Raw genomic sequence first — 25,624 nt, forward strand, 5'->3', positions numbered from 1 at the left:
GCAGCGCCCTCCGAGCGAGGCACCGTGTGCCCCGCGATTCCGCTTTATACGGGCGGCGCGTATTGCTAGAGAGGCGCCATGACCCTTGTCTCGCCCTTGCGAATTATCCGCCCGGTCGCGCGCGCCCTCTGAGCCGGCGGCCGGGACAGCGATCACGCGCCGCCCGCACCGCGGCGACGACATTCTCCGCGCCGCGCCGTTTTCCGGCCCGCGAACATGAAAAAGATCCGACATGAGCGACGCTGCCGAAACGACCGATTATTCCAAGACCCTCTATCTGCCCGAGACCGATTTCCCCATGCGGGCCGGGCTGCCGCAGAAGGAGCCGGAATGGATCGCCCGCTGGGATTCCGAGAACCTTTATGAGGCGCTGCGCAAGGACGCCGCCGGCCGGCCGAAATACGTCCTGCACGACGGCCCGCCCTACGCCAACGGCACGCTCCACATCGGCCACGCGCTGAACAAGATCCTGAAGGACGTCATCACCCGCTCCTTCCAGATGCGCGGCTATGATTCCAACTATGTGCCGGGCTGGGACTGCCACGGCCTGCCGATCGAATGGAAGATCGAGGAGGCCTACCGCGCCAAGGGCAAGAACAAGGACGAGGTCCCGGTCAACGAGTTCCGGAAGGAATGCCGCGAGTTCGCCGCGCACTGGGTCGGCGTGCAGTCGGCCGAGTTCCGCCGCCTCGGCGTCGAGGGCGATTTCGCCGACCCCTATCTGACGATGAATTTCGGCGCCGAGTCGGTGATCGCCGGCGAACTCCTGAAATTCGCCATGTCCGGCCAGCTCTACCGCGGCTCCAAGCCGATCATGTGGTCGGTGGTCGAGAAGACCGCGCTGGCCGAGGCCGAGATCGAGTACGAGGATTACGAGAGCGACACGGTCTGGGTGAAGTTCCCGGTGCGTGACGGCGGCGACTTGGCGGGTGCCTCCGTCGTCATCTGGACAACCACGCCCTGGACCATGCCCGGCAACCGCGCCGTGGCCTACTCCGATCGCGTGCAGTACGGCCTCTACGAGGTCACCGCGCCCGACGACGCGGAAGCCCCGCGCTGGGCGGCCTTCGGCGAGAAGCTGATCCTCGCCGACAAGCTATCTGCCGACGTCTTCGCCAAGGCGCGGGTGCCGGAGGGGGGGTACGTTCGTGTGGCTGACGTCTCAGCCGCGGACCTCGCACAGCTCACGCTCGCCCACCCCCTCAAGGGTTTCCGCCCGACGCCGAAGCCGCCGATCTCCCCCCTTGAGGGGGAGATGCCTGGCAAGGCAGAGGGGGGTGGTCCAGGTGCTGCGCTCACAAATCAGCCCCTCGCCGACGTCGGCGGCAGCGTGCCCCCCTCTGGCCTGCCGGCCATCTCCCCCTCGAGGGGGGAGATCGATGGGTCGGAAGCCTACGCCTTCCCCGTCCCCCTCCTCGAAGGCGAGCACGTCACCGACGAGGCCGGCACCGGCTTCGTCCACACCGCGCCGAGCCATGGTCGCGAGGATTTCGACGTCTGGACCTCTAGTAAGCGGCTGCTCGAGACGAAGGGCATCGACACCGCCATCCCCTTCACCGTCGACGATGACGGCTTCTACACCAAGGACGTTCCCGGTTTCGGCCCCGACGCGCCGGAGGGCCCGGCCCGCGTCATCGACGACAAGGGCAAGAAGGGCGACGCCAATGCCCGCATCATCGCGGCGCTGATCGCGGAAGGGAATCTGCTGGCGCGCGGCCGGCTGAAGCACCAGTACCCGCATTCCTGGCGCTCGAAGAAGCCGGTGATCTTCCGCAACACGCCGCAGTGGTTCGTCCACATGGACCAGGATCTCGGCGGCTACGGGCTCGGCGGGCTCGACCTCGTCAAGGAGAAGCTCGGCCTTGCCGACGACACGCTGCGCGGCCGGGCGCTGAAGGCGATCGAGGACACGCGCTTCGTGCCGGCCTCGGGCCAGAACCGGCTGCGCGGCATGATCGCCGACCGGCCGGACTGGGTGCTCTCGCGCCAAAGGGCGTGGGGCGTGCCGATCGCCGTCTTCGTCGACGAGGACGGCGGGATCCTGAAGGACGAGGCCGTCAATGCCCGCATCCTCGCGGCCTTCGCCGCCGAGGGCGCCGACGCCTGGTTCGCGACAGGCGCCAAGGAGCGTTTTCTCGGCAACGAGCACGACGGCGCGAAATGGAGCATGGTCCGCGACATCCTCGACGTCTGGTTCGATTCGGGCTCGACTCATGCCTTCTGCCTGGAGAAGCGGCCGGACCTCAAATGGCCCGCCGATCTCTATCTCGAAGGCTCCGACCAGCACCGCGGCTGGTTCCATTCCTCGCTGCTGGAATCCTGCGGCACCCGTGGCCGCGCGCCTTATGATGCGGTGCTGACGCACGGCTTCGTCATGGACGAGGACGGGCGCAAGATGTCGAAATCGCTCGGCAATGTCGTCACCCCGCAGGAGGTGATCAAGCAGTCCGGCGCCGACATCCTCCGGCTCTGGGTGGTCAGTTCCGACTATTCCGAGGACCTGCGCCTCGGCAAGACGATCCTCCAGACCAATATCGACGCCTACCGCAAGCTGCGCAATTCGCTGCGCTGGATGCTCGGCACGCTCGGCCACGACGCGGGCGACGATGTCGCCTTCGCCGACATGCCGGAGCTGGAGCGGCTGATGCTGCATCGGCTGCACGAGCTCGATAAGGTCGTGCGCAAGGGCTACGACGATTTCGACTTCAAGCGCGTTTCGCGGGCGCTGACCGACTTCATGGGCATCGAGCTCTCGGCCTTCTACTTCGACATTCGCAAGGACGCGCTCTATTGCGACGCGCCGTCCTCGCTGCGCCGGAAGGCGTCGATCCAGGTCGTGCGCACGCTGTTCGATCATCTCGTCACCTGGCTGGCGCCGATGCTGCCCTTCACCATGGAGGAGGCCTGGCTGTCGCGTCATCCCGGCGCCCGCTCGGTGCATCTCGAACAGTTCCGCACCGTCGATCCGCTCTGGGCCGACGAGGCGCTGGCGGCGCGCTGGCAGACCGTCCGGCGCATCCGCCGCGTCGTCACCGGCGCGCTCGAGGAAGAGCGCCGGGCCAAGCGCATCGGCTCCTCGCTCGAGGCGGCGCCCGTCGTCTACATCGCCGACGCCGAGATGCGGGCGCTGGCGCAGTCGCTGGATCTGGCCGAGATCGCCATCACCAGCGACATCTCCATAGCGGGCGAGGAAGCGCCCGCCGGCGCCTTCGCGCTGGCGGATACGCCGGGCGTCGCGGTCGTCCCGGAACTGGCCGAAGGGCGCAAATGCGCCCGTTCATGGAAGATCACCCGCGATGTTGGCAGCGATCCGGCCTATCCGGACGTCTCGGCCCGCGATGCCGCGGCCTTGCGGGAACTGGCAGCACTCGGCCGGCTGGCGGACTGAAAGAGGCGATGGGCTCTGTCGACGCGGCAACCTTCGCGGCGTCGCGGCGCTGGGACGTCGCCGCAACACTCCGGCTTTTCTTGCGCGAAACCTGCGCTTGCCGTAGAACCGGCCCGGAAATCGACAGAATTTGCGGTCTATGGCTGCGGGCGGTTGGGGACGCCGGTCGCAGGCCATGACGGCAAATCGGCAAGGGGGCCGAGAAGACGATGAAGCTTCGTAAGACACGCATCGCGACAAGCGGGATCGGCGCCGCGGCCATGGCTGTGGCGCTGTCCGGCTGTGTAGGACCGACCTACGGCACCGGCAAGACGGCCGGCGAGCAGTTGATCGGAGACCTCGACGGCATGCTGTCGCTCGGCTCCAGGAACGACGAGGCCAAGGCGATCTCCTACGCCCCGCGGGCCGAACTCGTGAAGCCTTCGGATACCTCGATCCTGCCGCCGCCGCGCGACGGCGTGTCGGCTGAGAACGATCCGAACTGGCCGGAATCCCCGGAAGTCCGGAGCGCCCGGATCAAGGCTGCCGCAGACGCGCGCAACAGCCGCAGCGATGTCATCAGCGCCGATGTCGCTTTGTCCGACAAGGAAGGCATCACGTCGGAGCAGATGGCGGCCAATACGCAGACCGTCAAACCGTTCGTCAACGACCGCGCCAAAACCACGCTGTCGCCCGAGGAGCTCGACTCCAGCCGCAGCGCCTTCCAGGCAAGGCTGCGCGAGAGCAAGCAGGGCTCGCCGACGACCCGCAAGTATCTGAGCGAGCCGCCCGTCGCCTATCGCCAGCCCTCGGCCTCGGCGCCGGTGGGCGATCCCGGCGTTGACGAGCGCGTCAAGGAAGCGCGGATCAAGGGCAATGACGAGAGCATCGGGACCAAGCTGCGGAACCTCCTGCCGTTCTAGGCACGGTCGCCGACGAATGGTCGCGAGCGGCTTCGGCAGGGGTGGGGCGAGGGCTCTTTTCCCGCCGTCGTGGTGCGATGCTGCTGCCTCGGCAGCTCAGCTGCGCTTTTGCTGGAAGAAGCCGCGCAGGAGCGTCGCGGAGGCCTCCTCGGCGATGCCCGGATAGACCTCCGGCGCGTGGTGGCAGGTCGGCTGCGCAAAGAAGCGGGGACCGTTGTCGACCGCGCCGCCCTTTGCATCGCCCGTGCCGTAATAGAGCCGCCTGATCCGCGCGAAGGATAGCGCACCGGCGCACATCGCGCAGGGTTCGAGCGTCACATAGAGGTCGCAGCCGGTGAGTCGCTCCTGCCCAAGCGACCGGCAGGCGGCGCGGATCACCAGCATCTCGGCATGCGCGGTCGGATCGTGCGTCTCCCGCGTCCGGTTGCCGTCGCGGGCGACGACCACGCCGTCCGAGACGAGCACCGCCCCCACCGGCACCTCGCCCCGCGCAGCGGCGCCCCGCGCTTCTTCCAGGGCAAGTTCCATGTAATTCTGGCGTCTCATGGCATTCCCCGTCGTCCGGCACTCGCCCGACCTCCGCGGACCTGATAAGCACCGCCGAGCAAAAGGCAAAGATCATGAACGACAGAAGCGACGGCAACGACGAAAAGAAGGGCTGGAAGCCCCGCGACGGCAAGGCCGAAGCGCCCGGCGAAAAGCGGGTGTTCAAGCCGCGGCCACTCGGCGCCTCGCCGCGCCCCGCCGCCGGGCCCCAACGCAAATCCTATCCGACCAAGTTCGACACGGATGCGCCGGGCATGGCCGACAAGGCCCGCAGTTCCGACCGCAAGCCGCGCGACGACGCTCGGCCCGGCCGTTCGCCCGCGCCCGAGACCGACGAGCCCGCCGGCTCGATGCGCATCGCCAAGCGGCTGGCGCGCGCCGGCATCGCCTCGCGCCGCGACGCCGAAGGCATGATCGCCGACGGCCGCATCAAGGTGAACGGCAAGGTGCTGGACACGCCGGCCCTCGTCGTCACCGGCAAGGACCGGATCGAGGTCGACAACCAGCCGCTGACGCCGATCGAGCGCACGCGGCTCTGGCTGTTCCACAAGCCGGCCGGCGTTGTCACCACCAATCGGGATCCCGAGGGCCGTCCGACGGTCTTCGACCGGCTGCCGGAAGACCTGCCGCGCGTTCTTTCCGTCGGCCGCCTCGACATCAACACCGAGGGGCTGCTGCTTCTCACGAATGACGGGGGCCTTGCCCGCATTCTCGAACTGCCGGCAACCGGCTGGCTCAGGCGATACCGCGTGCGCGCCCACGGCACGGTGACGCAGGCGCAGCTCGACGCGCTGCGCCAGGGCATCGCCGTCGACGGCGTCTTCTACGGCGCCATCGAGGCGACGCTGGATTCGGAGAAGGGCGCCAATGTCTGGCTGACGCTCGGCCTGCGTGAGGGCAAGAATCGCGAGGTGAAGCGCATTCTCGGCCATCTCGGCCTCGACGTGAACCGCCTCATCCGCCTGTCCTTCGGCCCCTTCCAGCTCGGCGACATTCCCGAAGGCGCGGTGCGCGAGATCAACGGCCGCATGCTGCGCGACCAGCTCGGCGACCGGCTGATCGAGGAATCGGGCGCCGATTTCGACGCGCCGATCATCAACACCTTCACCAACGAGACGGTGCAGGCGGAGAAGAAGGAAGAGGCGCCGAAGCCGAAGAGCGAATGGGTCTCGGCGGCCGGCGAACGGCCGAACAAGAAGAAGTTCGGCGATGCCAAGCGCACCGACGCCCTCGGCCGCATGGACACCAGGCCGCCACGGCCGGACCGCGACGCGCGCCCCTCGCGCGATGCCCGGCCGGCGCGGGACGACCGCCCGTCCTACTCGGACCGTCCGCCGCGCGACGATGACCGTCCGCGCGCGAGCAAGCCCGGCGAGGAGGCCGAGGCGCCGAAAAAGCCGACCGGTCCGCGCCGGATGGCGAATGTCTGGATGGCGCCCGGCGCCCGTCCGATCGGCGAGAAGAAGGCGGCCGTGCGCGAGGAACGTGCCAAGGGCCGTGGCGATCGCCCCAAGCCCGTCTTCGGCAAGGCACGAAGCGATGACGGCGCGCGTCCCGCACGCGGCCCCGGCGCGCCCCGTCCGCAGGGCGCCGGCGGTGCTTCTCGTTCCCAGGGCGCCGCCGGTGCCGGCGACCGACCGAAACCGCGACCGCTCGGCGATGGCCCGCGCAGCCGGCCCTCCACCGGCGACGGACCGCGCAGCCGGCCGGGCTCTGGAGACGCGCCCCGCAGCCGTCCCGGTGCGCCGCGCGACGGCGCCAAGCGTGGCCCTTCCGACGGCCCGAAGCGCGGTCCGCGGAGTTAAGGCCGGATGCGCATCGTCGGCGGAACGTTTCGCGGCCGGGCGCTGGCCGGTCCGAAGACCGACGCCATCCGCCCGACCACCGACCGCATCCGCGAGACGCTGTTCAATATCCTGCAGCATGGCTACGCCCAGGTGCTGAACGGCGCCCGCGTGATCGACCTGTTCTCCGGCACCGGCGCGCTGGGCCTCGAGGCGATGTCGCGCGGCGCGAAATACTGCCTCTTCGTCGAGGAGGGCACCGAGGGCCGCGGCCTGCTGCGAACCAATATCGAGGCACTCGGCCTGACCGGGGCGACGCGCATCTTCCGGCGCGACGCGACGAAGCTTGGCCCCGTCGGCGCGCTTCAGCCCTTCGACGTGCTCTTTGCCGATCCGCCCTATGGCAGGCGTCTCGGCGAGGCGGCGCTCACCGAGGCCCGCCGCGAGGGCTGGCTTTCGCCCGGTGCGCTGTGCATTCTGGAGGAGGCGACCAGCGCCGATTTCGAGCTGCCGCAGGGGTTCGTCATCGACGATACGCGCTCCACCGGCGAGACGGTCCTGCGCTTCCTGCGCCTTTCCGAACCGGCCTGAGCTTTGCGCCAGTCCTGCGAAAGCCCTGTGGACCCTAACAAAAACGTAATTGGCGCAGACGTCTGGCCTCGGCCATAGGTCAGCTCACGTTTCGACAGAAGTTCAGGGATCGAATGACGATGCACCGAGTTTCCCGCCGCGCGACACTGTGCGCTCTCGCCCTTTCCACGCTCCTTTCGTCCGCCGCCCTCGCCGAGATGGCGACCGTTCCGTCGCAGCCGGCCGGCACGGCGATGACGTCGGCCGAGCGCCTCGCCCAGGCCGAGGCGAAGCGCCCGAAGAACGAGAGCTTCGTCCTGGAGAACGGCCTGCAGGTCGTCGTCCTGCCCGACCACCGCGCCCCCGTGGTGACGCAGATGGTCTGGTATCGTGCCGGTTCTGCCGACGAGAAGCCCGGCGTCTCCGGCATCGCGCATTTCCTCGAACACCTGATGTTCAAGGGCACGACGACGCACAAGGCCGGCGTCTTCTCCAGCGCCGTGTCCGACATCGGCGGCGAGGAGAACGCCTTCACCTCGTCCGACTACACCGCCTACTACCAGCAGGTGCCGTCGCAGTCGCTGGAACAGATGATGGAATTCGAGGCCGACCGGATGGAGAACCTCGTCCTTTCGGACGCGGCTGTCCTGCCCGAGCGCGACGTGATCCTCGAGGAGCGCCGCCAGCGCGTCGACAACAATCCCGGCTCCCAGCTGCAGGAGGCGGTGCAGGCGGCGATGTATCAGAACAGCCATTACGGCATTCCGATCATCGGCTGGCGGCACGAGATGGAGAAGCTCTCCAAGGACGACGCCATCGCCTGGTACAACCAGTACTATACGCCCAACAACGCGACGCTGATCGTCGCCGGCGACGTCACCAGCGAGGAAGTCCGCACGCTGGCGGAAAAGACCTTCGGCAAGGTCAAGCGCCGGGCCGAGAGCGAGGACCGGGCCGCACTTCGGCCGACCGAGCCCGAACCGCTGGCCGCCCGCACGGTCACGCTGACCGACGCCCGCGTCACCCAGCCATCCCTGCAGCGCGGCTATCTGACGCCGTCCGACACCACCGCCGAGCCCGGCGAGGCCGAGGCGCTCGACGTCCTTGCCGATGTTCTCGGCGGCGGCACCACCAGCCGGCTCTACCGGGCGCTCGTCGTCGACCAGGCGATCGCCGCCGGCGTCGGCGCCTACAATGCCGGCTCGGCGCTGAAGGAGGGCCAGTTCGGCGTCTACGGCACGCCGCGCGGCGCGGCCGACATCGCCATGGTGGAAGCCTCGATCGATGCCGAGATCGCACGACTCCTCAAGGACGGGATCACGCCCGAGGAACTCGAGCGCGCCAAGAACCGCGTGCGCAAGCAGGTCGTCTACGAGCGTGACAGCCAGACCGCGCTCGCCCGCCGATACGGCGCTGCGATCTCGACGGGGCTGACCATTGCCGATGTCGACAGCTATCCCGACCGCATCGAGAAGGTGACGGTCGAGAGTGTCGGCGCCGTCGCCCGCAAATATCTGCAGCCGAAGCGTTCGGTCACCGGCTACCTGCTGCCGGCTCCCGCGACCGATACCCGCTCCTGAACCGACACCGAGGCCTGCGACCCATGACACTGTTCAAGCGACCGCTCTCCACCGCCACGGCGCTGTTTCTCACCGCCGGCATCTCCCTTGCCGCCATGGCTCCGGCCGAGGCCGTCGACATCAAGGAGGTCGTCAGCCCCGGCGGCATAAAGGCTCTCCTCGTGGAGGATTACACCAACCCGCTGATCGCCGTGAATTTTGCCTTCGAGGGCGCCGGCTCGACCGCCGACGCGCCCGGCAAGGAAGGCACGGGCAATTTGATGTCCGGCCTACTCGACGAGGGCGCCGGCGACATCACGAGCCAGGCTTTCCAGGAGAAGCTCGACACGCTGGGCGTGAGCCTCTCCTACAGCGCCAGCTACGACAACTTCACCGGCAGCTTCCGTACCCTCGTCGAGAACGAGGCCGATGCCTTCGAGCTCCTGCGCCTGTCGGTCAACCAGCCGCGCTTCGACGAGGAGCCGGTGTCGCGCATCCGCGGCCAGATCGAAACCGGCATCATCGCCAACGAGAACGATCCGGGCGAGCTCGTCTCGAAGGCCTGGCGCGAGACGGCCTTTCCCGGCCATCCCTATGCAAGGCCGAGCGACGGCACCGTCGCCAGCCTCGACAAGGTGACCAGGGAAGACCTCGAGACCTATCGCAAGAACGGCTTTGCCCGGGACAACCTCGTCATCGGGGTCGTCGGTGCGATCGACGCGGTCGAACTCGGCAAGCAGCTCGACGCCGTCTTCGGCGCACTGCCCGCGACGGCCACCCTGCCCGACATCCCCGATGTCGCCCCGGTCGCCGGCAAGACCGCCTCGGTGACTCTCGACGTGCCGCAGACGACGATTCAGTTCGTGCTGCCGGGCGTGAAGCGCGACGACAAGGACTTCTTCCCGGCCTATCTCATGAACCACATTCTCGGCGGCGGTTCCTTCTCCTCGCGTCTCTATCAGGAAGTGCGCGAGAAGCGCGGTCTTGCTTACGGCGCCAACTCCTTCCTCGCTTCGTTCGACCATTCGGCCGTCCTCGGTGCCTCTACCGCGACCCGCGCCGACAAGGCCCAGGAATCGATCGACATCATCCGCCAGGAGATGAAGCGCATGGCCGATGAAGGGCCGACGCCTGAGGAGCTCGACAGGGCGAAGGCCTATGTGAAGGGGTCCTACGCCATCCAGAACCTCGATTCCTCGCTGTCGATCGCCTCCACCCTCGTCGGCATCCAGCTCGACAATCTCGGCATCGACTACATCGACAAACGCCAGGATCTGATCGACGCCGTGACGCTCGAGGACGTTAGGCGGATCGCGAAGGCGCTGCTGTCGGTCGAACCGACCGTCGTCACCGTCGGCCCCGCCGGAGCCTGATCCATGTCGCAGCCGGGCGGCATCGGACTGGCGCTCGGCGGCGGCGGGGCACGGGGACTGGCGCATATCCACGTCCTCTCCGCATTTGACGATCTCGGCATCAGGCCGGTGCATATCGCCGGCTCGTCCATCGGCGCGATCATCGGCGCCGCCTATGCAAGCGGCATGTCAGGCGCGGCGGTTCACGATTTCGCGCTATCGAGCTTTGCGACGTCGCGCGGCATCGCCGGGCGCATCTGGGCGACGCGGCCGCCGAGCTTTGCCGAGTTCTGGGCCGATGGCGGGGTGCGCTTCGGACAGCTGAACATCCTGCGCATTCTCGGCGCCTTCCTGCCGCCGGGCATGCACGAGAATTTCGAGGACCTCGCCATCCCGCTGACGGTGATGGCGACTGATTTCTACGGCCGTCGGGAGGTCGCGATCCGCACCGGTGATCTGGTCAGCGCGCTCGCCGCCTCCGCCGCGCTGCCCGCCATCTTCCGTCCCGTGCTGCGCGAGGGCGTGGTCCTGATCGACGGCGGCATCTACAACCCCCTGCCGTTCGATCAGCTGCGCGGACGTGCTGGCCTGATCGTCGCCAGCGACGTCAATGGCGGACCTGCCACTGCCCATCCCGAACGCCTGCCCAGCCCGTTCGAGGCGCTGGTCGGGGCCTCGCAGCTGATGCAGCAGTCGATCACCGAGACACGCCTGCGCGTTTCGCCCCCCGATGTCCTGTTGCGACCCTCCGTCGATAGCTATGGCGTCCTTGATTTTCTGAAGACGAAGATGATCCTCGACGATACCGCGCCCCTGCGCGAGGAGGTGAAGCGTGTGCTCGGCCCGATCCTCGAGCGTGAGCCCGAGCCGGAAGAAGAAGCGACGGCCATCCTCCACGCCGTCTGAGGCGCACGCCTCAGCAAAGGCGAAGCGCGCCTCATGCCTCGCGACTTCATCCAGAAACCGCATCATGCCGGTCTCGACCCGTGTCAGCCCGGCGCGAAGCCGGCCCTTCAAGAGATCGGGATCGAGCCTTTCCGCTTCATAGGCGCCGACCATCTCGGGATGATGAGAAGCCGGCCAATACGGTCGTGCGGGAAGACGGCGGCAAGGCGCTGAAAAGCGCCTCCGAACTCAAGAATTCCGCGGGCCGGGCGGACCCGCGGCGCGAACGAAGGCCTGATCAGGCCCGCCGCCGCTCGCCGGGATCAGTGCCCGCGGTCAGGCGGCGAAGACCGACGCCATGTCGGCAAAGCCCTTGAACTCGAGCGCATTCCCCGAGGGGTCGTAGAGGAAGAGGGTCGCCTGCTCCCCCGGCTGACCCTCGAAGCGCAGCATCGGACGCTCGATCCAGTCGACGTCGTCGCGGACGGTCAGCCGTTCGGCGAGCGCCTTCCACTCCGGCATGGTAAGAACGACACCGAAATGCGGAATCGGCACGGCGTGGCCATCGACCTGCCCGCGATCAGCTGAAGCACCTGCTCCGGGCCGAAGATGGGCCGAAAGCTGATGGCCGAAGAGATCGAAATCCACCCAGTTCGGTGACGACCGTCCAATCCTTGCTCCGAGGACGTCCTGGTAGAAGTCACGCGTCTCGTCGAGGTCGCGGACCGGGAAGGCGAGATGGAAGGGGGTGATCGACATGGTTGTCCTGCGAGTCTTGTTTCAAAAGGGGTTTGACGCAGCGCCTATTCGGCGTTCGTCCGTCGTCTTCCCAAGAGCCGTCGGCGCGGCCGCGCGGGAGCCGTGGTGTTGCCGCCAGATGCTTCCGCCGCACCATCGACAAGATGGAGCCTCGGCTTTGGCCTCACCAGTGGCTCGGGCGTTGCCTTGCGCTTTTCCATCATGTCCATGCCGGCATAGATGCCTTCGACCTGCTGCAGCTTCAGCCGCTCGAAATCACGGCGGCGGACATCCTCGGCGATCGCGTCTGCCATGTCGAGCTCGACGCCAAGGCCCTGCAGCGTTTCGGCGCCGAAGACAAGGGCCGATTCCAGCGTCTCGCGGATCTCGTACTCCACCCCGCGCGCCAGCAGCGACAGGGAGTGGTTGCGGTCGTAGGAGCGGACATACAGCCTGACGGTCGGAAACTCCGACCGGATGAGATTGACGATCTGGTCGGTCGTCTCGGCCTTGTTGGTGCACACGGCGACGATCTTGGCCTTGCGGATGCCCGCCGCTTCCAGAACGTCGCGCCGCAGACCCGAGCCGAAATAGATGCGGAAGCCGAAGCGCGCGGCATTGCGGATGCGCTCGGCGGAGGAGTCGATGATCGTCACGTCGGTGCCGTTGGAAAGAAGCACCTGCGCGGCGATCTGGGCAAAGCGTGAGAAGCCGATGATGAGCACATCGGAGCCGGCGCCCTCGAAGTCCTCGTCGAGCTGTTCTTCCTGGAGTTCCTCCGACAGCCAGTTGCCGATCCACGCCGTCAGCGGGGTCAGCGCCATCGACAGCGTGACGATGGCTACCAGCAGGGACGACATCTCGACCGAGAAGATCGCATTGGCCGATGCGCTCGCAAACAGGACGAAGGCGAACTCTCCGCCCTGCGGCAGGAGGGCCGAGACGCGCGCGGCGGTGTTGTGGCTCTCGCCGAAGAGGCGCGACAGCCAATAGAGGATCACCGCCTTGGCGGCGAGGAGGGCCGGGGTGGCGATGAGGATGGTCAGCCAGTCCCGCATGATGATCGAAAGGTCGAGCGACAGCCCGACGCCGATGAAGAAGAGGCCGAGGAGAATGCCGCGGAAAGGCTCGATATCGGCTTCCAGCTCGTGCCGGTAGCTCGATTCCGCCAGCATCACGCCGGCGATGAAGGCGCCCATGGCCATGGAGAACCCGGCCGCCGCCATCAGCATGGCCGAGCCGAGGACGACGAAGAGCGCCGCGCCGATCATCACCTCGCGCGCGCCGGAATTGGCCATGACGCGGAACAGCGGGTTGAGGAGATAGCGGCCCGCGACGATGAGCACGACGATCGCCCCGACCGACAGGACGAACTGCATGGGGTCGAACCCGGCCGCCGGATCGGCCGTCGGCGCGAGGAAAGGCAGGATCGCCAGCAGCGGTACGACGGCCAGATCCTGGAACAGGAGGACCGAGAAGGCCGCCTGGCCGTGACGGGTGTTCGTCTCCCCGGCCTCCTCGAGCAGCTGCAGGCCGAACGCGGTCGACGACAGCGCAAGTCCGAAGCCGATGACGAAGCCGGCCCGCCAGTCGATCCCGAGAAGAACGGCAATCGCCATGATCGCGGCGCCGGAAAGCGCGACCTGGGTCAGGCCGAGGCCAAAGATCTGCCGGCGCAGCGCCCAGAGGCGGCTCGCCTTCAGCTCCAGCCCGATGATGAAAAGGAGAAAGACGACGCCGAGTTCGCCGACATGCAGGATCTCCGTCCCGTCGCCTTCGATCAGGCGCAGCACCGGTCCCATGACGATGCCGGCGAAGAGATAGCCGAGCACCGTGCCGAGGCCGATGCGCTTGAAGATCGTGCCGGCAAGGATCCCGCCGCCGAGCAAAAGGATGACTTCCAGAAACAGGGCGCGTGATTCTTCCAAGACGGGCGTCCGACGGTTGGGTGGGAAGAAGAGCCGCAGGCGCGGCGGGTGACATAAGCCGGTCACGCCGCTTGGCTTCCATGGCATTGCACCATAGATGTTCCCCATGCACAAACCAGCAGGCAAAATCCATGGATGATCAGACCCGAGGCCTTCTCGACGTCGGCGCGCGGCTGATCGAGGCCGCTCTGAAGGCCGGTGCGGATGCGGCGGACGCCGCCGTCGTCCGCTCGCACTCCCGCGGCGCTTCGGTGAGGCTCGGCAAGATCGAGGACACCGAATCGGCCGAAAGCGAGGACGTGTCGCTGCGGGTCTTCGTCGGACAGCGCATTGCGACCGTTTCGGCAGACATGCGCGCCGATATCGGCCCGCTGGTCGAGCGCGCCGTGGCGATGGCAAAGGTCTCGCCGGAGGACCCCTATGCGGGCCTCGCCGACCCGTCGGATCTCTCCCGCGACGACCTCGATCTCGACCTCTACGACGACACCGTCATCGCGAGCGCCGCGCTGGTGGATGAAGCGATGGCGCTCGAGGACGCCGCCCGGGCGGTCGACGGCGTGACGAATTCCGGCGGTGCCGGCGCCTCCGTCAGCGCCACGGGCCTCGTGCTCGTGACCTCGGCCGGTTTTTCCGGATCCCGCATGCGCTCGGGTTTTTCACGCTCGGTCAGCGTCATCGCCGGCGAGGGCGTCAAGATGCAGCGCGACTACGATTACGATTCGCGCCTCTTCGCCGCCGACCTCGACGCCAGTGCCGACATCGGGCGGCGGGCCGGCGAGCGCACCGTGGCGCGCGTCAACCCGCGCATGGTGCCGACCGGAAAATACGAGATCGTCTTCGATCCACGCGTCGCGCGCGGACTGATCGGCCATGTCGTCGGCGCGATCAACGGCGCGGCGATCGCGCGCAAGACGAGTTTCCTCAAGGACCGCATGGGAGCCCAGATCCTCCCGGCATCGATATCGATCACCGACGAGCCGTTGCTGCGGCGCCGGCCGGGATCGCGCGCCTTCGACGGCGAGGGCCTGCGCGGCGCGCCGCTGGTCCTCGTCGAGGACGGCGTCCTCAGAAACTGGATCCTCGACGGCGCCACGGGCCGCGAGCTCGGCCTGCCCGGAAACGCCCGCGCCTCGCGCTCGAGCGGCGGCGTGTCGCCGTCCTCCACGAACGTGATCGTGACGCCCGGCGTCGTGACGCCGTCCGAGCTGATCGACGGCATCAAGGATGGCATCTACGTCACCGAACTCATCGGCCATGGCGTCAACATGGTCACCGGCGACTACAGCCGCGGCATCTCGGGCTTCATGATCGAGAACGGCGTTTTGACCTTCCCGGTCTCGGAGGTCACCATCGCCGGCAATCTCGCCGACATGCTGCTGCAACTGACGCCGGCCAACGATCTCGACACCCGCTTCTCCATCGTCTCGCCGACGCTTGGCCTCGGAGTGATGACGGTCGCGGGCAACTGAGATGGTCGCGGCGAGCTTCGACCAGGACCTGGTGCTGATCGAGACCGCCGCGCGCGAGGCCGGGCGGATCGCTCTCGGTTATTTTCGCAAGGACCCGCAGGTCTGGTACAAGGAGGGCAATTCGCCCGTCTCGGAAGCCGACCTCGCCGTCGACCTCTATCTGAAGGAAGCGCTGCTCGGTGCCCGGCCCGACTATGGCTGGCTGTCGGAAGAAACCGATCCCGCGCTGGCCGAGGTCGCTTCGACGCGGTCGCCGCAGCGCTTCTTCGTCGTCGACCCGATCGACGGGACGCGCTCCTACATTCGCGGCGAGGACACCTGGTGCGTCTCGATTGCCGTGGTCGAAGCCGGCCGGCCGGTCGCCGGGGTCATCGACGCGCCGGCCAAGAACGAGGTCTTCTCGGCTGTCGCCGGTGGCACCGCGCGGCTGAACGGTGCGCTTCTGCAGCTTGCGCCACGCAGCCACGGTGGCCCGCTGACGGTCTCGATGCCAGATCCGATGCGTCGCCGACTCGGCACGGCGATCCTTGCCGGACTGTCCTTCGAGCGCAACGCCCCTTCGCTGGCCTACCGTCTGGCGCTCGTCGCCGCCGGGCGTCTCGACGGCACCTTGATCCGGCCTGAGGCCAATGACTGGGACATCGCCGCGGGCGATCTGATCCTGGAGCGGGCGGGCGGAGCGCTGGTCGATCGCGCCGGCGAATTGAGACTTTACAAGATTGCCGGTAGAAGGCATGGCCTGCTGATCGCGGCGGCCGGTCACGCTTTGTCGAACATGGTCGAACTCGCCGCCGCCGCTGCGCCGGAGCTCGCCCCACCCGTTGAAAGAGGATAGTGCCATGGCCGCCGCAGAGGACAGCAAGCAGCGTCTCCACCTGGTTTTCGGCGGCGAACTCAAGTCGCTCGGTACGGTGGAGTTCAAGGATCTTTCCGGTCTCGATGTCGTCGGCATCTATCCGGACTATGCCAGCGCCCTGACCGCCTGGCGCGCCAAGGCGCAGCAGAGCGTCGACAACGCCGCCATGCGCTACTTCATCGTCCACATGCACCGACTTCTCGATCCGGATGGCGTGTGACCACGTCACCTTGATGATGATGACGACGGGCCATGTCGCCCCCCCCGGGCCGGCACGCGAAAGTCTGCCGGAGAAGCGTCGTTCGCGCCGCAGCGCGCTCGCGCGCCGCATCAAGCGCCTCGGGCAGCGCATCTTGCGCCGACCACCGGTGACGAAAGCCGCCGGCTGGCTGATTCACGGGGCGCTGCGCTTCGTCCGGCGCACCCAGGATCTGGCCCCGGGGACGAGCGACTGGTCCGACGTGCTGACGCGGGAGCATCCGGCGATCGTCGCGCTCTGGCACGGCCAGCATCTTCTCGCCCCGTTCTTCCGTCCGGAAAGCCTGCCCTACGTCGCTCTCCTGTCGCGAAATGCCGATGCCGAGATCAATGCCGGCGTGGTCGAGCGCTTCGGCATCGACACCGTTCGCGGTTCCGGCGGCCGGGTGCGCCACACCGTCTCGCAAAAGGGCGGCGCGCGCGCCTTGATCGTCCTGCGCCGCAAGCTCGCCGAAGGCTCGGGCGTCTGCATGATCGCCGATGTGCCGAAAGGAACCCCGCGCGAGGCGGGCCTTGGCATCGTCACCCTGGCGCGGCTGTCGGGCCGCCCGATCATCCCGGCTGCCGCGGTGACCTCGCGGCGCTACGTCGTGGCAAAATCCTGGGACAAGACGACGGTTCCCTTGCCGTTCGGCGCCCTTGCCGTGGTCCTCGGCGCGCCGATCCATGTGCCGGCCGGCGCCGACGCCGAGGCCATGGAAGAAGCGCGCCGCGCGGTGACCCTGGCGATCGAGGCCGCCAATGCGAAGGCGCTGGCACTTCTGGCGGAGACGGGGCGATGAGCCACGGCGTCGCCCGTGCGGCGCTGACGGCCTATCGTCTGGCCGGTGCGCTCGCCTATCCGCTGCTCGGCCCCTATGTCGGCTGGCGCGCCGCGCACGGCAAGGAGGAGGCGGGCCGTCGGCGTGAGCGCTACGGCTTTGCCGGCGTCGCCCGTCCGGCCGGGCCCCTCGTCTGGATCCACGCGGCCAGCGTCGGCGAAAGCTCCGCCGTCGCGCCGCTGGTGCGCCAGATCGCGGCGCAGAACATCCAGATCGTCATGACCACCGGCACGGTGACCTCGGCGGCCCTCGTGCGCGACCGGCTCTCCGGCGTGGTGATCCACCAATACGTGCCGCTCGACCTCCGGCCCTCCGTCTCCCGCTTTCTCGACCACTGGAGCCCGGATGTGGCGATCGTGGCCGAAAGCGAGATCTGGCCGATGACGATGCTGGAGCTCGGGCGCCGGCGCATCCCGCAGGTCCTCGTCAATGCCCGCCTGTCGGACCGTTCCTTCCGGCGGTGGAAGGCGGCGCCGGCGCTCGCCGAGGCGCTCTTGGAAAATCTCTCCCATGTCGTCGCGCAGTCCGAGATCGACGGCGAGCGCTACCATCTTCTGGGCGCACGCACGGTCACCGTCGCCGGCAACCTGAAGGCGGACACCAGCCCGCCGCCGCACGACCCGGCGACGCTGCGCCTTTTCGCCGACGCCATCGGCGCGCGCCCGGTCTGGGCCGCGATCTCGACCCATCCGGGCGAGGAGGACATCGCCGCTTCGGTGCACGCGTCGCTGAAACCGCTGCATCCAGGACTCCTCACCGTCATCGTGCCGCGCCATGCCGAACGTGCCGAAACCCTCGAAAAAAGTTTCGCCGCCAAGGGCTTCAAGGTGGTCAGGCGCTCCTCCGGCATCATGCCGGGACCTGAGACCGACATTCTTCTCGGCGATACGATGGGCGAGATGGGCCTCTACCTCCGGCTGAGCGAAATCGCCTTCGTCGGCCGCTCGCTCGCCGCCGAGGGCGGGCAGAACCCGCTCGAGGCGGCCATGCTCGGCACCGCCATCCTCTCCGGCCGCTTCGTGCAGAATTTCCGCGACACCTATCAGCGGCTCCTGAAGAACGGCGGCGCGCGGCTGGTGCAGGACGAGGCGACGCTGCGCGATCACGTCGGCCAGCTCCTCGGACAGCCGGAACTGCGGCAACGGATGATCACCGCGGCGGCGGCAACGGTCGGTGAGATGCAAGGGGGCCTCGCACGCACCATCCAGGCGCTGGACCCTTTCCTGCATCCCCTGAAGCTCGCCATGGGTCTCGACGGCCATGGCGAACGGACAGGCGCCCCGCGGTGACCCGGCACGGTGCCAGTGCGAACCGGGCACTGCCGCCAGGCACCGGACGATGATTCCCGCAAGGGCCCCGGACTTCTGGTGGACCCGGCCGGGCTGGCAGGCCCTGCTGCTGTCGCCCCTCGCTTACGCCTATGGCGCCGCGGCGCGCTGGCGCCTGATCAATGGCGAACGGGCGGAGGCGGGTCTGCCGGTGCTGTGCATCGGCAACTTCACCGTCGGCGGCGGCGGCAAGACGCCGACGGCCCTGGCGCTGGGGCGGGCGGCGCTGACGATGGGCCTCAGGCCGGGCTTCCTGTCGCGCGGCCATGGTGGCGCGCTTCGGGGTCCGCTGCTCGTCGATCTCGCCCGCCACCATGCCGGCGATGTCGGCGACGAGCCGATGCTCCTCGCGCGTCTGGCGCCGACGGCCATCGCCGTCGACCGCAAGCTCGGCGCGGAACTGTTGCGTTGCGAAGCCGACTGCGATCTCGTCATCATGGACGATGGCTTCCAGTCGCAGCGGCTCAGCTTCGACCATGTGCTGCTCGTCGTCGATGCCGGACGCGGCCTCGGCAATGCCCGCGTCGTCCCGGCGGGACCTTTGCGCGCGCCTTTGGTCGACCAGATCAGCCATGCCGACGCCGTGCTCGTGATCGGCGAGGGGAGTGCCGGTGAGACGGCGATCCGCAGCGCCGCCAAGGGCGGCAGGCCGGTCTATGCGGCGCATCTGAGGCCGCGCCACGCGGACAACTTCGCCGGTCGGCGCTGCCTTGCCTTTGCCGGCATCGCCGATCCCGGCAAGTTTTACCGCAGCCTCGAGGGCCTCGGCGCCGACCTTGTCGAGACGCGGGACTTTCCCGACCACCATGTCTTCACCGCCGCCGAATTGCAGGGCCTGTGCGATGCTGCCGAGCAGCAAGCGCTTCAGCTCGTCACGACCCGCAAGGACGCGGTGCGGCTCAAGGCCGGCGGCGCGCTGGTCGAGGCTTTCGCCGACAGGATCGCGGTGCTCGACGTCGATCTCGTCTTCGCGCCGAGCGGGGTGCCCGAAGGCATCATCCGGGAGACCCTCGACGCCTTCCGCACCCGTCCTGCCTGAGGAAGCGGCGGCGGGTCAGCCCTGCTTCAGACGGGCGGCCAGCCTTGGATCCGATTCCATCTCGCGTTTCAGCGATGCTGCGGCGTCGACATAGGCTTCCTGTCGCTTGACGCTCCAGTAGCGGAGCGTGTCGAGCGGGATCGCCGCGCCGGTGACGGCACAGCGCACGAAGGCGCCGGGCGTCAGGATGGCGAAGTCGCCGTCGAGATATTTCAGCCTGGCCTCGCCGGCGGTATCCATTCGGTTCATCATCGTCGCTGCCTTCGTCGCGGTCCGGCCGCATCGCTTGGGTGAAGCATCCATCGGCGGGAGAAGTCAACGCCGTTGCGGCCGACTTGTCCCGTGTACGGGAAGGGCACGGCCAGATCCCCTCAGCGCCGGCCGAAAAGGCGCTCGATATCGGCAAGCTTCAGCTCGATGAAGGTCGGCCGCCCGTGGTTGCAGGTGCCGGCACCGGGCGTCGATTCCATCTGGCGAAGGAGCGCGTTCATCTCCTCCTGCCGAAGCGTGCGCCCCGCCCGCACCGAGCCGTGGCAGGCAATGGTGGCGGCGACGTGGTCGATCTTCTGCAGGAGCCTGTCGGCGGTCTCGCAGTCGGCGAGCTCGTCGGCGAGGTCACGCACCAGCGCCGGCCCATCGACCTTGCCGAGGATCGCCGGCACGGCGCGGATCGCCACCGCGCCCGGCCCGAAACGTTCGAGCACGAGGCCGAAGCGCTCGAACTCGGGCGCCTGTTCGGCCAGCCGATCGGCGTCCTCGACCGGGAGGTCGACGATCTCGGGGATCAGCAGCATCTGCGCCGGCAGCGGCCGGGCGTGGATGGCGGACTTCAGCGCTTCGTAGACGAGGCGCTCATGTGCCGCGTGCTGGTCGACGAGGACGAAGCCATCGGCCGTCTCGGCAAGGATGAAGGCGTCGTGGAGCTGGGCTCGCGCGGCGCCGAGCGGATATCGGGCCGACGTGTCGTCGGCTCGCTCACCGCCCGCGGGCAGAGTGTCCGGCGTCCGTGCCGCGGGCGGCAGGCCGGCAAAGGACCATTCCTCGGCCAGTCTCGGCTGGGCGTGCAAAAGGGCGTCCGCTGGATGACCCTCCAGCGTGGCGCCGAGCGGCCGGAAGGGAGACTGGTCCGGCGCATAGGCCGCCTGGGCCCCTTGCGAAAAGCCCGCGAAAGAGGATTTCGAGGGACTGCGCGCGCTCCAGCTGACGCCGCTCGTGTCCCACCCCCGCTCGCCTCCCGGCGGCTCGGCCCCATCGCTGGCGGCGGCCGGCGGTTGCCCGCCCGGACGGAAGCGTCCGAGGAGCCCGGCCGCCCCCTCGGTCGAGCCGCGCAGGCCGGCGCGCCATAGCGTCTCGCGGATCGCGCCGACGATGAGGCCGCGCACGAGGCCGGGATCGCGGAAGCGCACGTCCGCCTTGGCCGGGTGGACGTTGATGTCGACGGCGCGCGGGTCGATCGTGAGGAAAAGGACCGCGATCGGGTGGCGGTCGCGCGCCATCACGTCGGCATAGGCGCCGCGCAGCGCCGAGAGGAGGAGGCGGTCCTTCACCGGCCTTCCGTTGACATAGAGATACTGGAACTGCGCATTGCCGCGGCTAAAACTCGGTAGGCCGGCAAAGCCCTCGAGCCGGATGTCCTCGCGCGATGCATCGATCTCGAGGCTGTTCTCGGCAAAATCCTGGCCGACGACGGCACCGATGCGGCGGATCGGGCTCGCCGCCTCGAAGACCGTCTCGCTGCGGTCGCTCCCCGACAGCGAAAACCGCACCTCGGGGAAGGCGATGGCGATGCGGCGGATCACGTCGGTGATCGCCGCGGCCTCGGCCTTCTCGCTTTTCAGGAATTTCAGCCGGGCCGGGACGGCGTGGAAGAGATCGCGGACCTCGACCACCGTGCCGCGACCGAGCGCTGCCGGGCGTGGCCCGTCGAGCTTGCCGGCATGGACGGAAATCTCATGGGCGTCCGCCGATCCATCCTGCCGCGAGCGCAGCGACAGCCGGGCGACCGAGCCGATCGAGGGCAGCGCCTCGCCGCGAAAGCCGAGCGTCTCGATGGCGTGGAGGTCGTCGAGAAGCTTTGACGTGCAGTGCCGTCGCACGGCGAGCGGCAGTTCGGCCGCGGCGATCCCGTGGCCGTCATCGGTGATGCGCAGGAGGCTCTTGCCGCCCCCCGCCGTCACGATGTCGATGCGGCGGGCCCCTGCATCGAGGGCGTTCTCGACGAGTTCCTTGACGACGCTCGCCGGCCGCTCGACCACTTCGCCGGCGGCGATCTGGTCGATGACGGTCTCTGAAAGCTGCCGGATCGACATGGGGCGGGGCTCTGGACTTCAAAACGGAATCACCTGCCCGGCGAACCGGGCAGGTGAGGAAAGCTAGTCGCTGCGGCCGGCCGGATCAAATCCGGCCGGCCCCGTGGAAGAAATGGCCGTCAGGCGGGCTCGGCCTCGCTTGCCGCCTTTTCCTCGATCGCCATCTGCGCTTCGAGTTCGCCGGCCTCTTCCAGCATGATGAAGACCGAGCGCGCCTTCACCACGAGGTCGTTCTGGTGGTCGACGCCGCGGGGCTCGAGATCGGGCCAGTCGGATTGGACATACAGCTGGAAATGCGCGCCGGGACGCGGTGCCGGCAGGCGGACCGTCCGATCCTCGTGGTCGCCGTTGATGTAGATCACCGCCCGCTCGCTCTCGGTCTCCTGGTCGTCTTCGCGCGGGCCATAGACGCTCATGCCGAGGAAGCGGCGGCTGCCGTCGTTCCAGTCGTCGTCGGTCAGCGCTTCGCCGTCCTCGCGCAGCCAGACGACATCGGGCATGTCGCCGCCCTTCACCGTGTCGCCGGTGAGGAAGGCGTCGGCGTTGAGCGCCGGATGCGCCTTGCGGAGCTTGGCGAGCTTGGCGGTGAAGTCGATCAGCAGCTGGTCGGCATGCTCCCAGTCGAGCCAGGTGATCTCGTTGTCCTGGGCATAGCCGTTGTTGTTGCCGCCCTGCGTGCGGCCGAACTCGTCGCCGGCCACCAGCATCGGATTGCCGCGCGAGACGAGCAGCGTCGCCAGCATCGCGCGAATGTCCTTGCCGCGAGCCTCGATGATCGCCGGATCGTCGGTCTGGCCCTCGACGCCGTTGTTCCAGGAATGGTTGTCGTTGTGGCCGTCGCGGTTGTCCTCGCCATTGGCCTCATTGTGCTTCTCCTCGTACATCGCGATGTCGGCGAGGGTGAAGCCGTCATGCGCGGCGAGGAAGTTGACGCCGACCGAGGGCCTGCGGCCGTCATGGTTGTAGAGGTCGGCGGAACCCGCGAGGCGGGTCGCGAGCGCTCCGATCATGCCGTCCTCGCCCTTCCAGAACTTGCGGACATCGTCGCGGAACTTGTCCTGCCACTCGAACCAGGGTTTCGGGAAATTGCCGACCTGGTAGCCGCCGGGACCGACGTCCCAAGGCTCGGCGACGTGAATCCGGTCCTTCAGCACCGCATCCTCGGCGACCATCTTGAAGAAGGGCGCGTCGTGGCTGAAGCCCTCCGGCAGGCGGCCGAGGACGGTGCCGAGATCGTAGCGGAAGCCGTCGATGCCGGTGGTCTGGACCCAGGTCCGGAGAACGTCGACGAACATCTTCGCGACCGGCGGCTTGTGCGTGGCAAAGGTGTTGCCGGTACCGGTATCGTTGATCATGAATTCCGGCTGGCCGTCCGGGTGACGGTAGTAGAGGAGGTTGTCGAGGCCGCGATAGGAGATCGTCGGGCCGACTTCCGAGCCTTCGCCGGAATGGTTGAAGACGACGTCGAGAAGGACGCGGATGCCGCGCTCGTGCATCGCCTCGACCGCCCGCCGCACCTCGGCAAGACCCCCCGGCGACAGCCGGGGATCGGGCGCCATGTGGGTGATCGGGTTGTAGCCCCACGCATTGGTGAGGTTGTTCAGCATCAGATGCCCCTCGTCGATCCAGGCCGCGAGCGGCATGAATTCGACCGTGTCGATGCCGACGCGCTCGAGATAGTCGAGGAAGTGCGGCTCGGCCAGCGCGCCCACGGTGCCGCGCAGTTCGGCCGAGACGTCGGGATTGCGCTGCGAGAAGGCGCGGATCGACAGCTCGTAGGTGAGGCCCGGCGCCGCGAAGGGCAAAGGCGAGGCGTCGCGCGAGGGGTCGATGACGACGGCGCGCGGAATGAAGGCGGCGCTGTCGAGTTCGCGCTCCGGCGGGGCGGTGAGGCCCGGCTGGTAGATGAAGGGACGGTCGAGCTGGATCGCGTAGGGGTCGACGAGCAGCTTGGAATAGTCGAAGCGATGGCCTTCCTTCGGTGCATAGGGGCCGCGGGCGCGCAGGCCGTAGCGCGTTCCAACGGCCAGACCCGGGACGAAGCCGTAGCGGGTGCCGCCGTCGGCGCCCTCGAGCGTCAGACGGTCGGTCTCCTGCGTGCCGGCCTCGTCGAACAGGCAGACTTCGATGGCATCGGCATTTTCGGAATAGACGGCGAAGTGGATGCCGTCGGCGTCGAGCGTCGCGCCGAGTTCGGCGGGCTTGCCGCGTTCGGCCGTAATGGTGTTTGACATGGATGTCCCGTCAGGAGGAATGGTGTCAGGTGATCACGTCGGGCGCCGACCGACCAGTTCGCTTGCGGATTTCCCCGACAACATCGGCTGTATCGATGAGTTCCGAGAGCGCTTCACGCGGTTCGATGCCGTGTTTTGCGGCGTCCGGCTCGAAGCGTTCGATGTAGACGCGCAAGGTCGCGCCCTGCGTGCCGGTGCCCGAAAGGCGGAAGACGATGCGGGCGCCGCCCGAGAACAGGATGCGCACGCCCTGGCCGGTCGAGATCGAGCCGTCGATCGGGTCCTTGTAGGAAAAGTCGTCTGCCTCCGAGACAACGAGCGTGCCGAAGCGCTGCCCCGACATCGAGGCGAGGCGGTCCCTGAGGCTTCCCATCAGCCCTTCGGCGGCTCTCGAATCGATCTCCTCGTAGTCGTGCCGCTGGTAGTAGGTGCGCCCGAATTCCTGCCAGTGGGCCTCGACGATCGCCTTCACGCTCTCCTTGCGATCGGCAAGGATGTTCAGCCAGAGGAGAACGGCCCAGAGCCCGTCCTTCTCGCGCACATGGTCGGAACCCGTACCGGCGCTTTCCTCGCCGCAGATCGTCACCATGCCGGCGTCGAGAAGGTTGCCGAAGAACTTCCAGCCGGTCGGCGTCTCGTAGAGTTTGACGCCGCGCTTGGCCGCGACCCGGTCGGCGGCCTGGCTCGTCGGCATCGACCGGGCGATGCCGGAAATGCCCTTGGCATAGCCAGGCGCGCGCTGGATGTCGGCGGCCAGCATCGCCAGGGAATCGGACGGCGAGACGACGACGCCGCGGCCGACGATGAGGTTGCGGTCGCCATCGCCGTCGGAGGCCGCGCCGAAATCGGGGGCATCGGGTCCCATCATCCGGGCAATCAGCTCGGCGGCGTGGACGGCATTGGGATCGGGATGGCCGCCGCCGAAATCCTCCAGCGGAACGCCGTTGACGACGGTGCCGGCCGGCGCACCGAGGAGGCCTTCGATTATCGTCTTGGCGTAGGGACCGGTGACCGCATGCATGGCGTCGAAGGAGATCGTGAAGCCGCCGGCGATGAGGGCGCGGATCTTGCCGAAGTCGAACAGCGTCTGCATCAGGGCGGCGTAATCGGCGACGGGGTCGACGACCTCGACCACCATCGCCTCGACAACGGTCTCGCCGATGACCGAGAGGTCCGGCGCCGGCGCGTCCGAGATCTTGTATTCCCGCAGTTCGCGCGAGCGGCGGAAGGTCGCTTCGGTGATCGCCTCGGGGGCGGGGCCGCCATTGGCGATATTGTATTTGATGCCGAAGTCGCCGTCGGGCCCGCCGGGATTGTGGCTCGCCGACAGGACGATGCCGCCGACGGCCTTGCGCTGGCGGATGAGATTGGAGGCGGCCGGCGTCGACAGAAGCCCGTTCTGGCCGACGACGACGCGGCCGAAACCGTTCGCCGCGGCCATGCGGATGGCCTTCTCGATCACCTCCCGGTTGAAGTAGCGGCCATCGCCGCCGATCACGAGCGTCGCGCCGGGTTCCCGCTCGGCGACGTCGAAGATCGACTGCAGGAAGTTCTCGGCGTAGCGCGGCCGGGAAAAGTGCGCGACCTTCTTGCGCAGGCCCGAAGTTCCGGGTTTCTGGTCGTCGAATGGCTGCGTCGCGACGGTCTCGATCATGGCG

The 25,624-nt window shown here is 68.1% G+C and carries 20 protein-coding genes; 13 read left to right on the top strand and 7 right to left on the bottom strand.

Annotated features, from left to right (window positions below; translation table 11 throughout):
• The first annotated feature begins 232 nt into the window (after positions 1 to 232).
• Together ileS and Sa4125_RS01810 are read left to right on the top strand one after the other, a co-directional pair.
• The gene (ileS, locus tag Sa4125_RS01805; protein WP_224003086.1) at positions 233 to 3,388 is read left to right on the top strand and encodes an isoleucine--tRNA ligase; all 3,156 of its coding nucleotides are present in this window, start codon (positions 233 to 235) and stop codon (positions 3,386 to 3,388) included.
• A 209-nt stretch (positions 3,389 to 3,597) separates the two neighbouring features.
• Complete coding sequence (locus tag Sa4125_RS01810) at positions 3,598 to 4,290, top strand: hypothetical protein (protein WP_224003088.1); 693 nt, start codon at positions 3,598 to 3,600, stop codon at positions 4,288 to 4,290.
• A 96-nt stretch (positions 4,291 to 4,386) separates the two neighbouring features.
• Here Sa4125_RS01810 and Sa4125_RS01815 read toward each other — a convergent pair whose 3' ends face one another.
• Positions 4,387 to 4,836 (bottom strand): nucleoside deaminase, encoded by a 450-nt coding sequence (locus tag Sa4125_RS01815; protein WP_224003090.1) that lies wholly within the window; start codon positions 4,834 to 4,836, stop codon positions 4,387 to 4,389.
• Between the two features lie 74 nt (positions 4,837 to 4,910).
• Between Sa4125_RS01815 and Sa4125_RS01820 the strand changes: the two genes are divergently transcribed.
• The 5 genes from Sa4125_RS01820 to Sa4125_RS01840 all read left to right on the top strand — a co-directional run bounded on the left by Sa4125_RS01820 (position 4,911) and on the right by Sa4125_RS01840 (position 11,007).
• Positions 4,911 to 6,641: a pseudouridine synthase gene (locus Sa4125_RS01820; RefSeq protein ID WP_345944309.1), complete on the top strand. Its 1,731-nt coding sequence runs from the start codon at positions 4,911 to 4,913 to the stop codon at positions 6,639 to 6,641.
• Positions 6,642 to 6,647: 6 nt separating this feature from the next.
• Positions 6,648 to 7,211, top strand: coding sequence for a 16S rRNA (guanine(966)-N(2))-methyltransferase RsmD (gene rsmD, locus Sa4125_RS01825; protein ID WP_224003092.1), 564 nt, complete (start codon positions 6,648 to 6,650; stop codon positions 7,209 to 7,211).
• Between the two features lie 119 nt (positions 7,212 to 7,330).
• Complete coding sequence (locus Sa4125_RS01830; RefSeq protein ID WP_224003094.1) at positions 7,331 to 8,770, top strand: pitrilysin family protein; 1,440 nt, start codon at positions 7,331 to 7,333, stop codon at positions 8,768 to 8,770.
• Between the two features lie 23 nt (positions 8,771 to 8,793).
• Positions 8,794 to 10,122 (top strand): pitrilysin family protein, encoded by a 1,329-nt coding sequence (locus Sa4125_RS01835; protein ID WP_224003096.1) that lies wholly within the window; start codon positions 8,794 to 8,796, stop codon positions 10,120 to 10,122.
• A 3-nt stretch (positions 10,123 to 10,125) separates the two neighbouring features.
• Positions 10,126 to 11,007 carry a patatin-like phospholipase family protein gene (locus tag Sa4125_RS01840; RefSeq protein WP_224003098.1) on the top strand — a complete coding sequence of 294 codons (882 nt, stop codon included), beginning with the start codon at positions 10,126 to 10,128 and terminating at the stop codon, positions 11,005 to 11,007.
• Between the two features lie 315 nt (positions 11,008 to 11,322).
• Here Sa4125_RS01840 and Sa4125_RS01845 read toward each other — a convergent pair whose 3' ends face one another.
• Positions 11,323 to 11,739, bottom strand: coding sequence for a VOC family protein (locus Sa4125_RS01845; RefSeq protein WP_224007442.1), 417 nt, complete (start codon positions 11,737 to 11,739; stop codon positions 11,323 to 11,325).
• A 50-nt stretch (positions 11,740 to 11,789) separates the two neighbouring features.
• Positions 11,790 to 13,760: a monovalent cation:proton antiporter-2 (CPA2) family protein gene (locus tag Sa4125_RS01850; protein WP_224003100.1), complete on the bottom strand. Its 1,971-nt coding sequence runs from the start codon at positions 13,758 to 13,760 to the stop codon at positions 11,790 to 11,792.
• 23 nt (positions 13,761 to 13,783) lie between these two features.
• Here Sa4125_RS01850 and Sa4125_RS01855 point away from each other — a divergent pair, with 23 nt between their 5' ends.
• From Sa4125_RS01855 to lpxK, 6 genes are read left to right on the top strand one after another with little or no spacing between them, the layout of a single operon-like run.
• Positions 13,784 to 15,121 (top strand): TldD/PmbA family protein, encoded by a 1,338-nt coding sequence (locus Sa4125_RS01855; protein ID WP_224003103.1) that lies wholly within the window; start codon positions 13,784 to 13,786, stop codon positions 15,119 to 15,121.
• A gap of 1 nt (position 15,122) precedes the next feature.
• The gene (locus Sa4125_RS01860; protein ID WP_224003105.1) at positions 15,123 to 15,956 is read left to right on the top strand and encodes a 3'(2'),5'-bisphosphate nucleotidase CysQ; all 834 of its coding nucleotides are present in this window, start codon (positions 15,123 to 15,125) and stop codon (positions 15,954 to 15,956) included.
• A 4-nt stretch (positions 15,957 to 15,960) separates the two neighbouring features.
• Entirely contained in the window at positions 15,961 to 16,197 is a 237-nt protein-coding gene (locus Sa4125_RS01865; protein ID WP_224003107.1) for a DUF4170 domain-containing protein, read from the top strand.
• A 13-nt stretch (positions 16,198 to 16,210) separates the two neighbouring features.
• Entirely contained in the window at positions 16,211 to 17,017 is an 807-nt protein-coding gene (locus tag Sa4125_RS01870) for a lysophospholipid acyltransferase family protein (RefSeq protein ID WP_224003109.1), read from the top strand.
• Complete coding sequence (gene waaA, locus Sa4125_RS01875) at positions 17,014 to 18,345, top strand: lipid IV(A) 3-deoxy-D-manno-octulosonic acid transferase (protein ID WP_224003111.1); 1,332 nt, start codon at positions 17,014 to 17,016, stop codon at positions 18,343 to 18,345. Before Sa4125_RS01870 ends, waaA begins: the two co-directional genes overlap by 4 nt.
• 49 nt (positions 18,346 to 18,394) lie before the next feature.
• Positions 18,395 to 19,423: a tetraacyldisaccharide 4'-kinase gene (gene lpxK, locus Sa4125_RS01880; RefSeq protein ID WP_224003113.1), complete on the top strand. Its 1,029-nt coding sequence runs from the start codon at positions 18,395 to 18,397 to the stop codon at positions 19,421 to 19,423.
• Positions 19,424 to 19,438: 15 nt separating this feature from the next.
• Here lpxK and Sa4125_RS01885 read toward each other — a convergent pair whose 3' ends face one another.
• The 4 genes from Sa4125_RS01885 to Sa4125_RS01900 all read right to left on the bottom strand — a co-directional run bounded on the left by Sa4125_RS01885 (position 19,439) and on the right by Sa4125_RS01900 (position 25,620).
• Positions 19,439 to 19,675, bottom strand: a complete 237-nt coding sequence (locus Sa4125_RS01885) for a DUF2093 domain-containing protein (protein WP_224003115.1) — start codon at positions 19,673 to 19,675, stop codon at positions 19,439 to 19,441.
• A gap of 119 nt (positions 19,676 to 19,794) precedes the next feature.
• On the bottom strand, positions 19,795 to 21,732 hold the full coding sequence (gene mutL, locus Sa4125_RS01890) for a DNA mismatch repair endonuclease MutL (RefSeq protein ID WP_224003118.1): 1,938 nt from the start codon (positions 21,730 to 21,732) through the stop codon (positions 19,795 to 19,797).
• 119 nt (positions 21,733 to 21,851) lie between these two features.
• Positions 21,852 to 23,966 (bottom strand): glycogen debranching protein GlgX, encoded by a 2,115-nt coding sequence (gene glgX / locus Sa4125_RS01895; RefSeq protein WP_224003120.1) that lies wholly within the window; start codon positions 23,964 to 23,966, stop codon positions 21,852 to 21,854.
• A gap of 25 nt (positions 23,967 to 23,991) precedes the next feature.
• Positions 23,992 to 25,620: an alpha-D-glucose phosphate-specific phosphoglucomutase gene (locus Sa4125_RS01900; RefSeq protein ID WP_224003122.1), complete on the bottom strand. Its 1,629-nt coding sequence runs from the start codon at positions 25,618 to 25,620 to the stop codon at positions 23,992 to 23,994.
• Positions 25,621 to 25,624 lie beyond the last annotated feature (4 nt).

This window comes from Aureimonas sp. SA4125 (assembly GCF_019973775.1).
GTDB lineage: Bacteria > Pseudomonadota > Alphaproteobacteria > Rhizobiales > Rhizobiaceae > Plantimonas.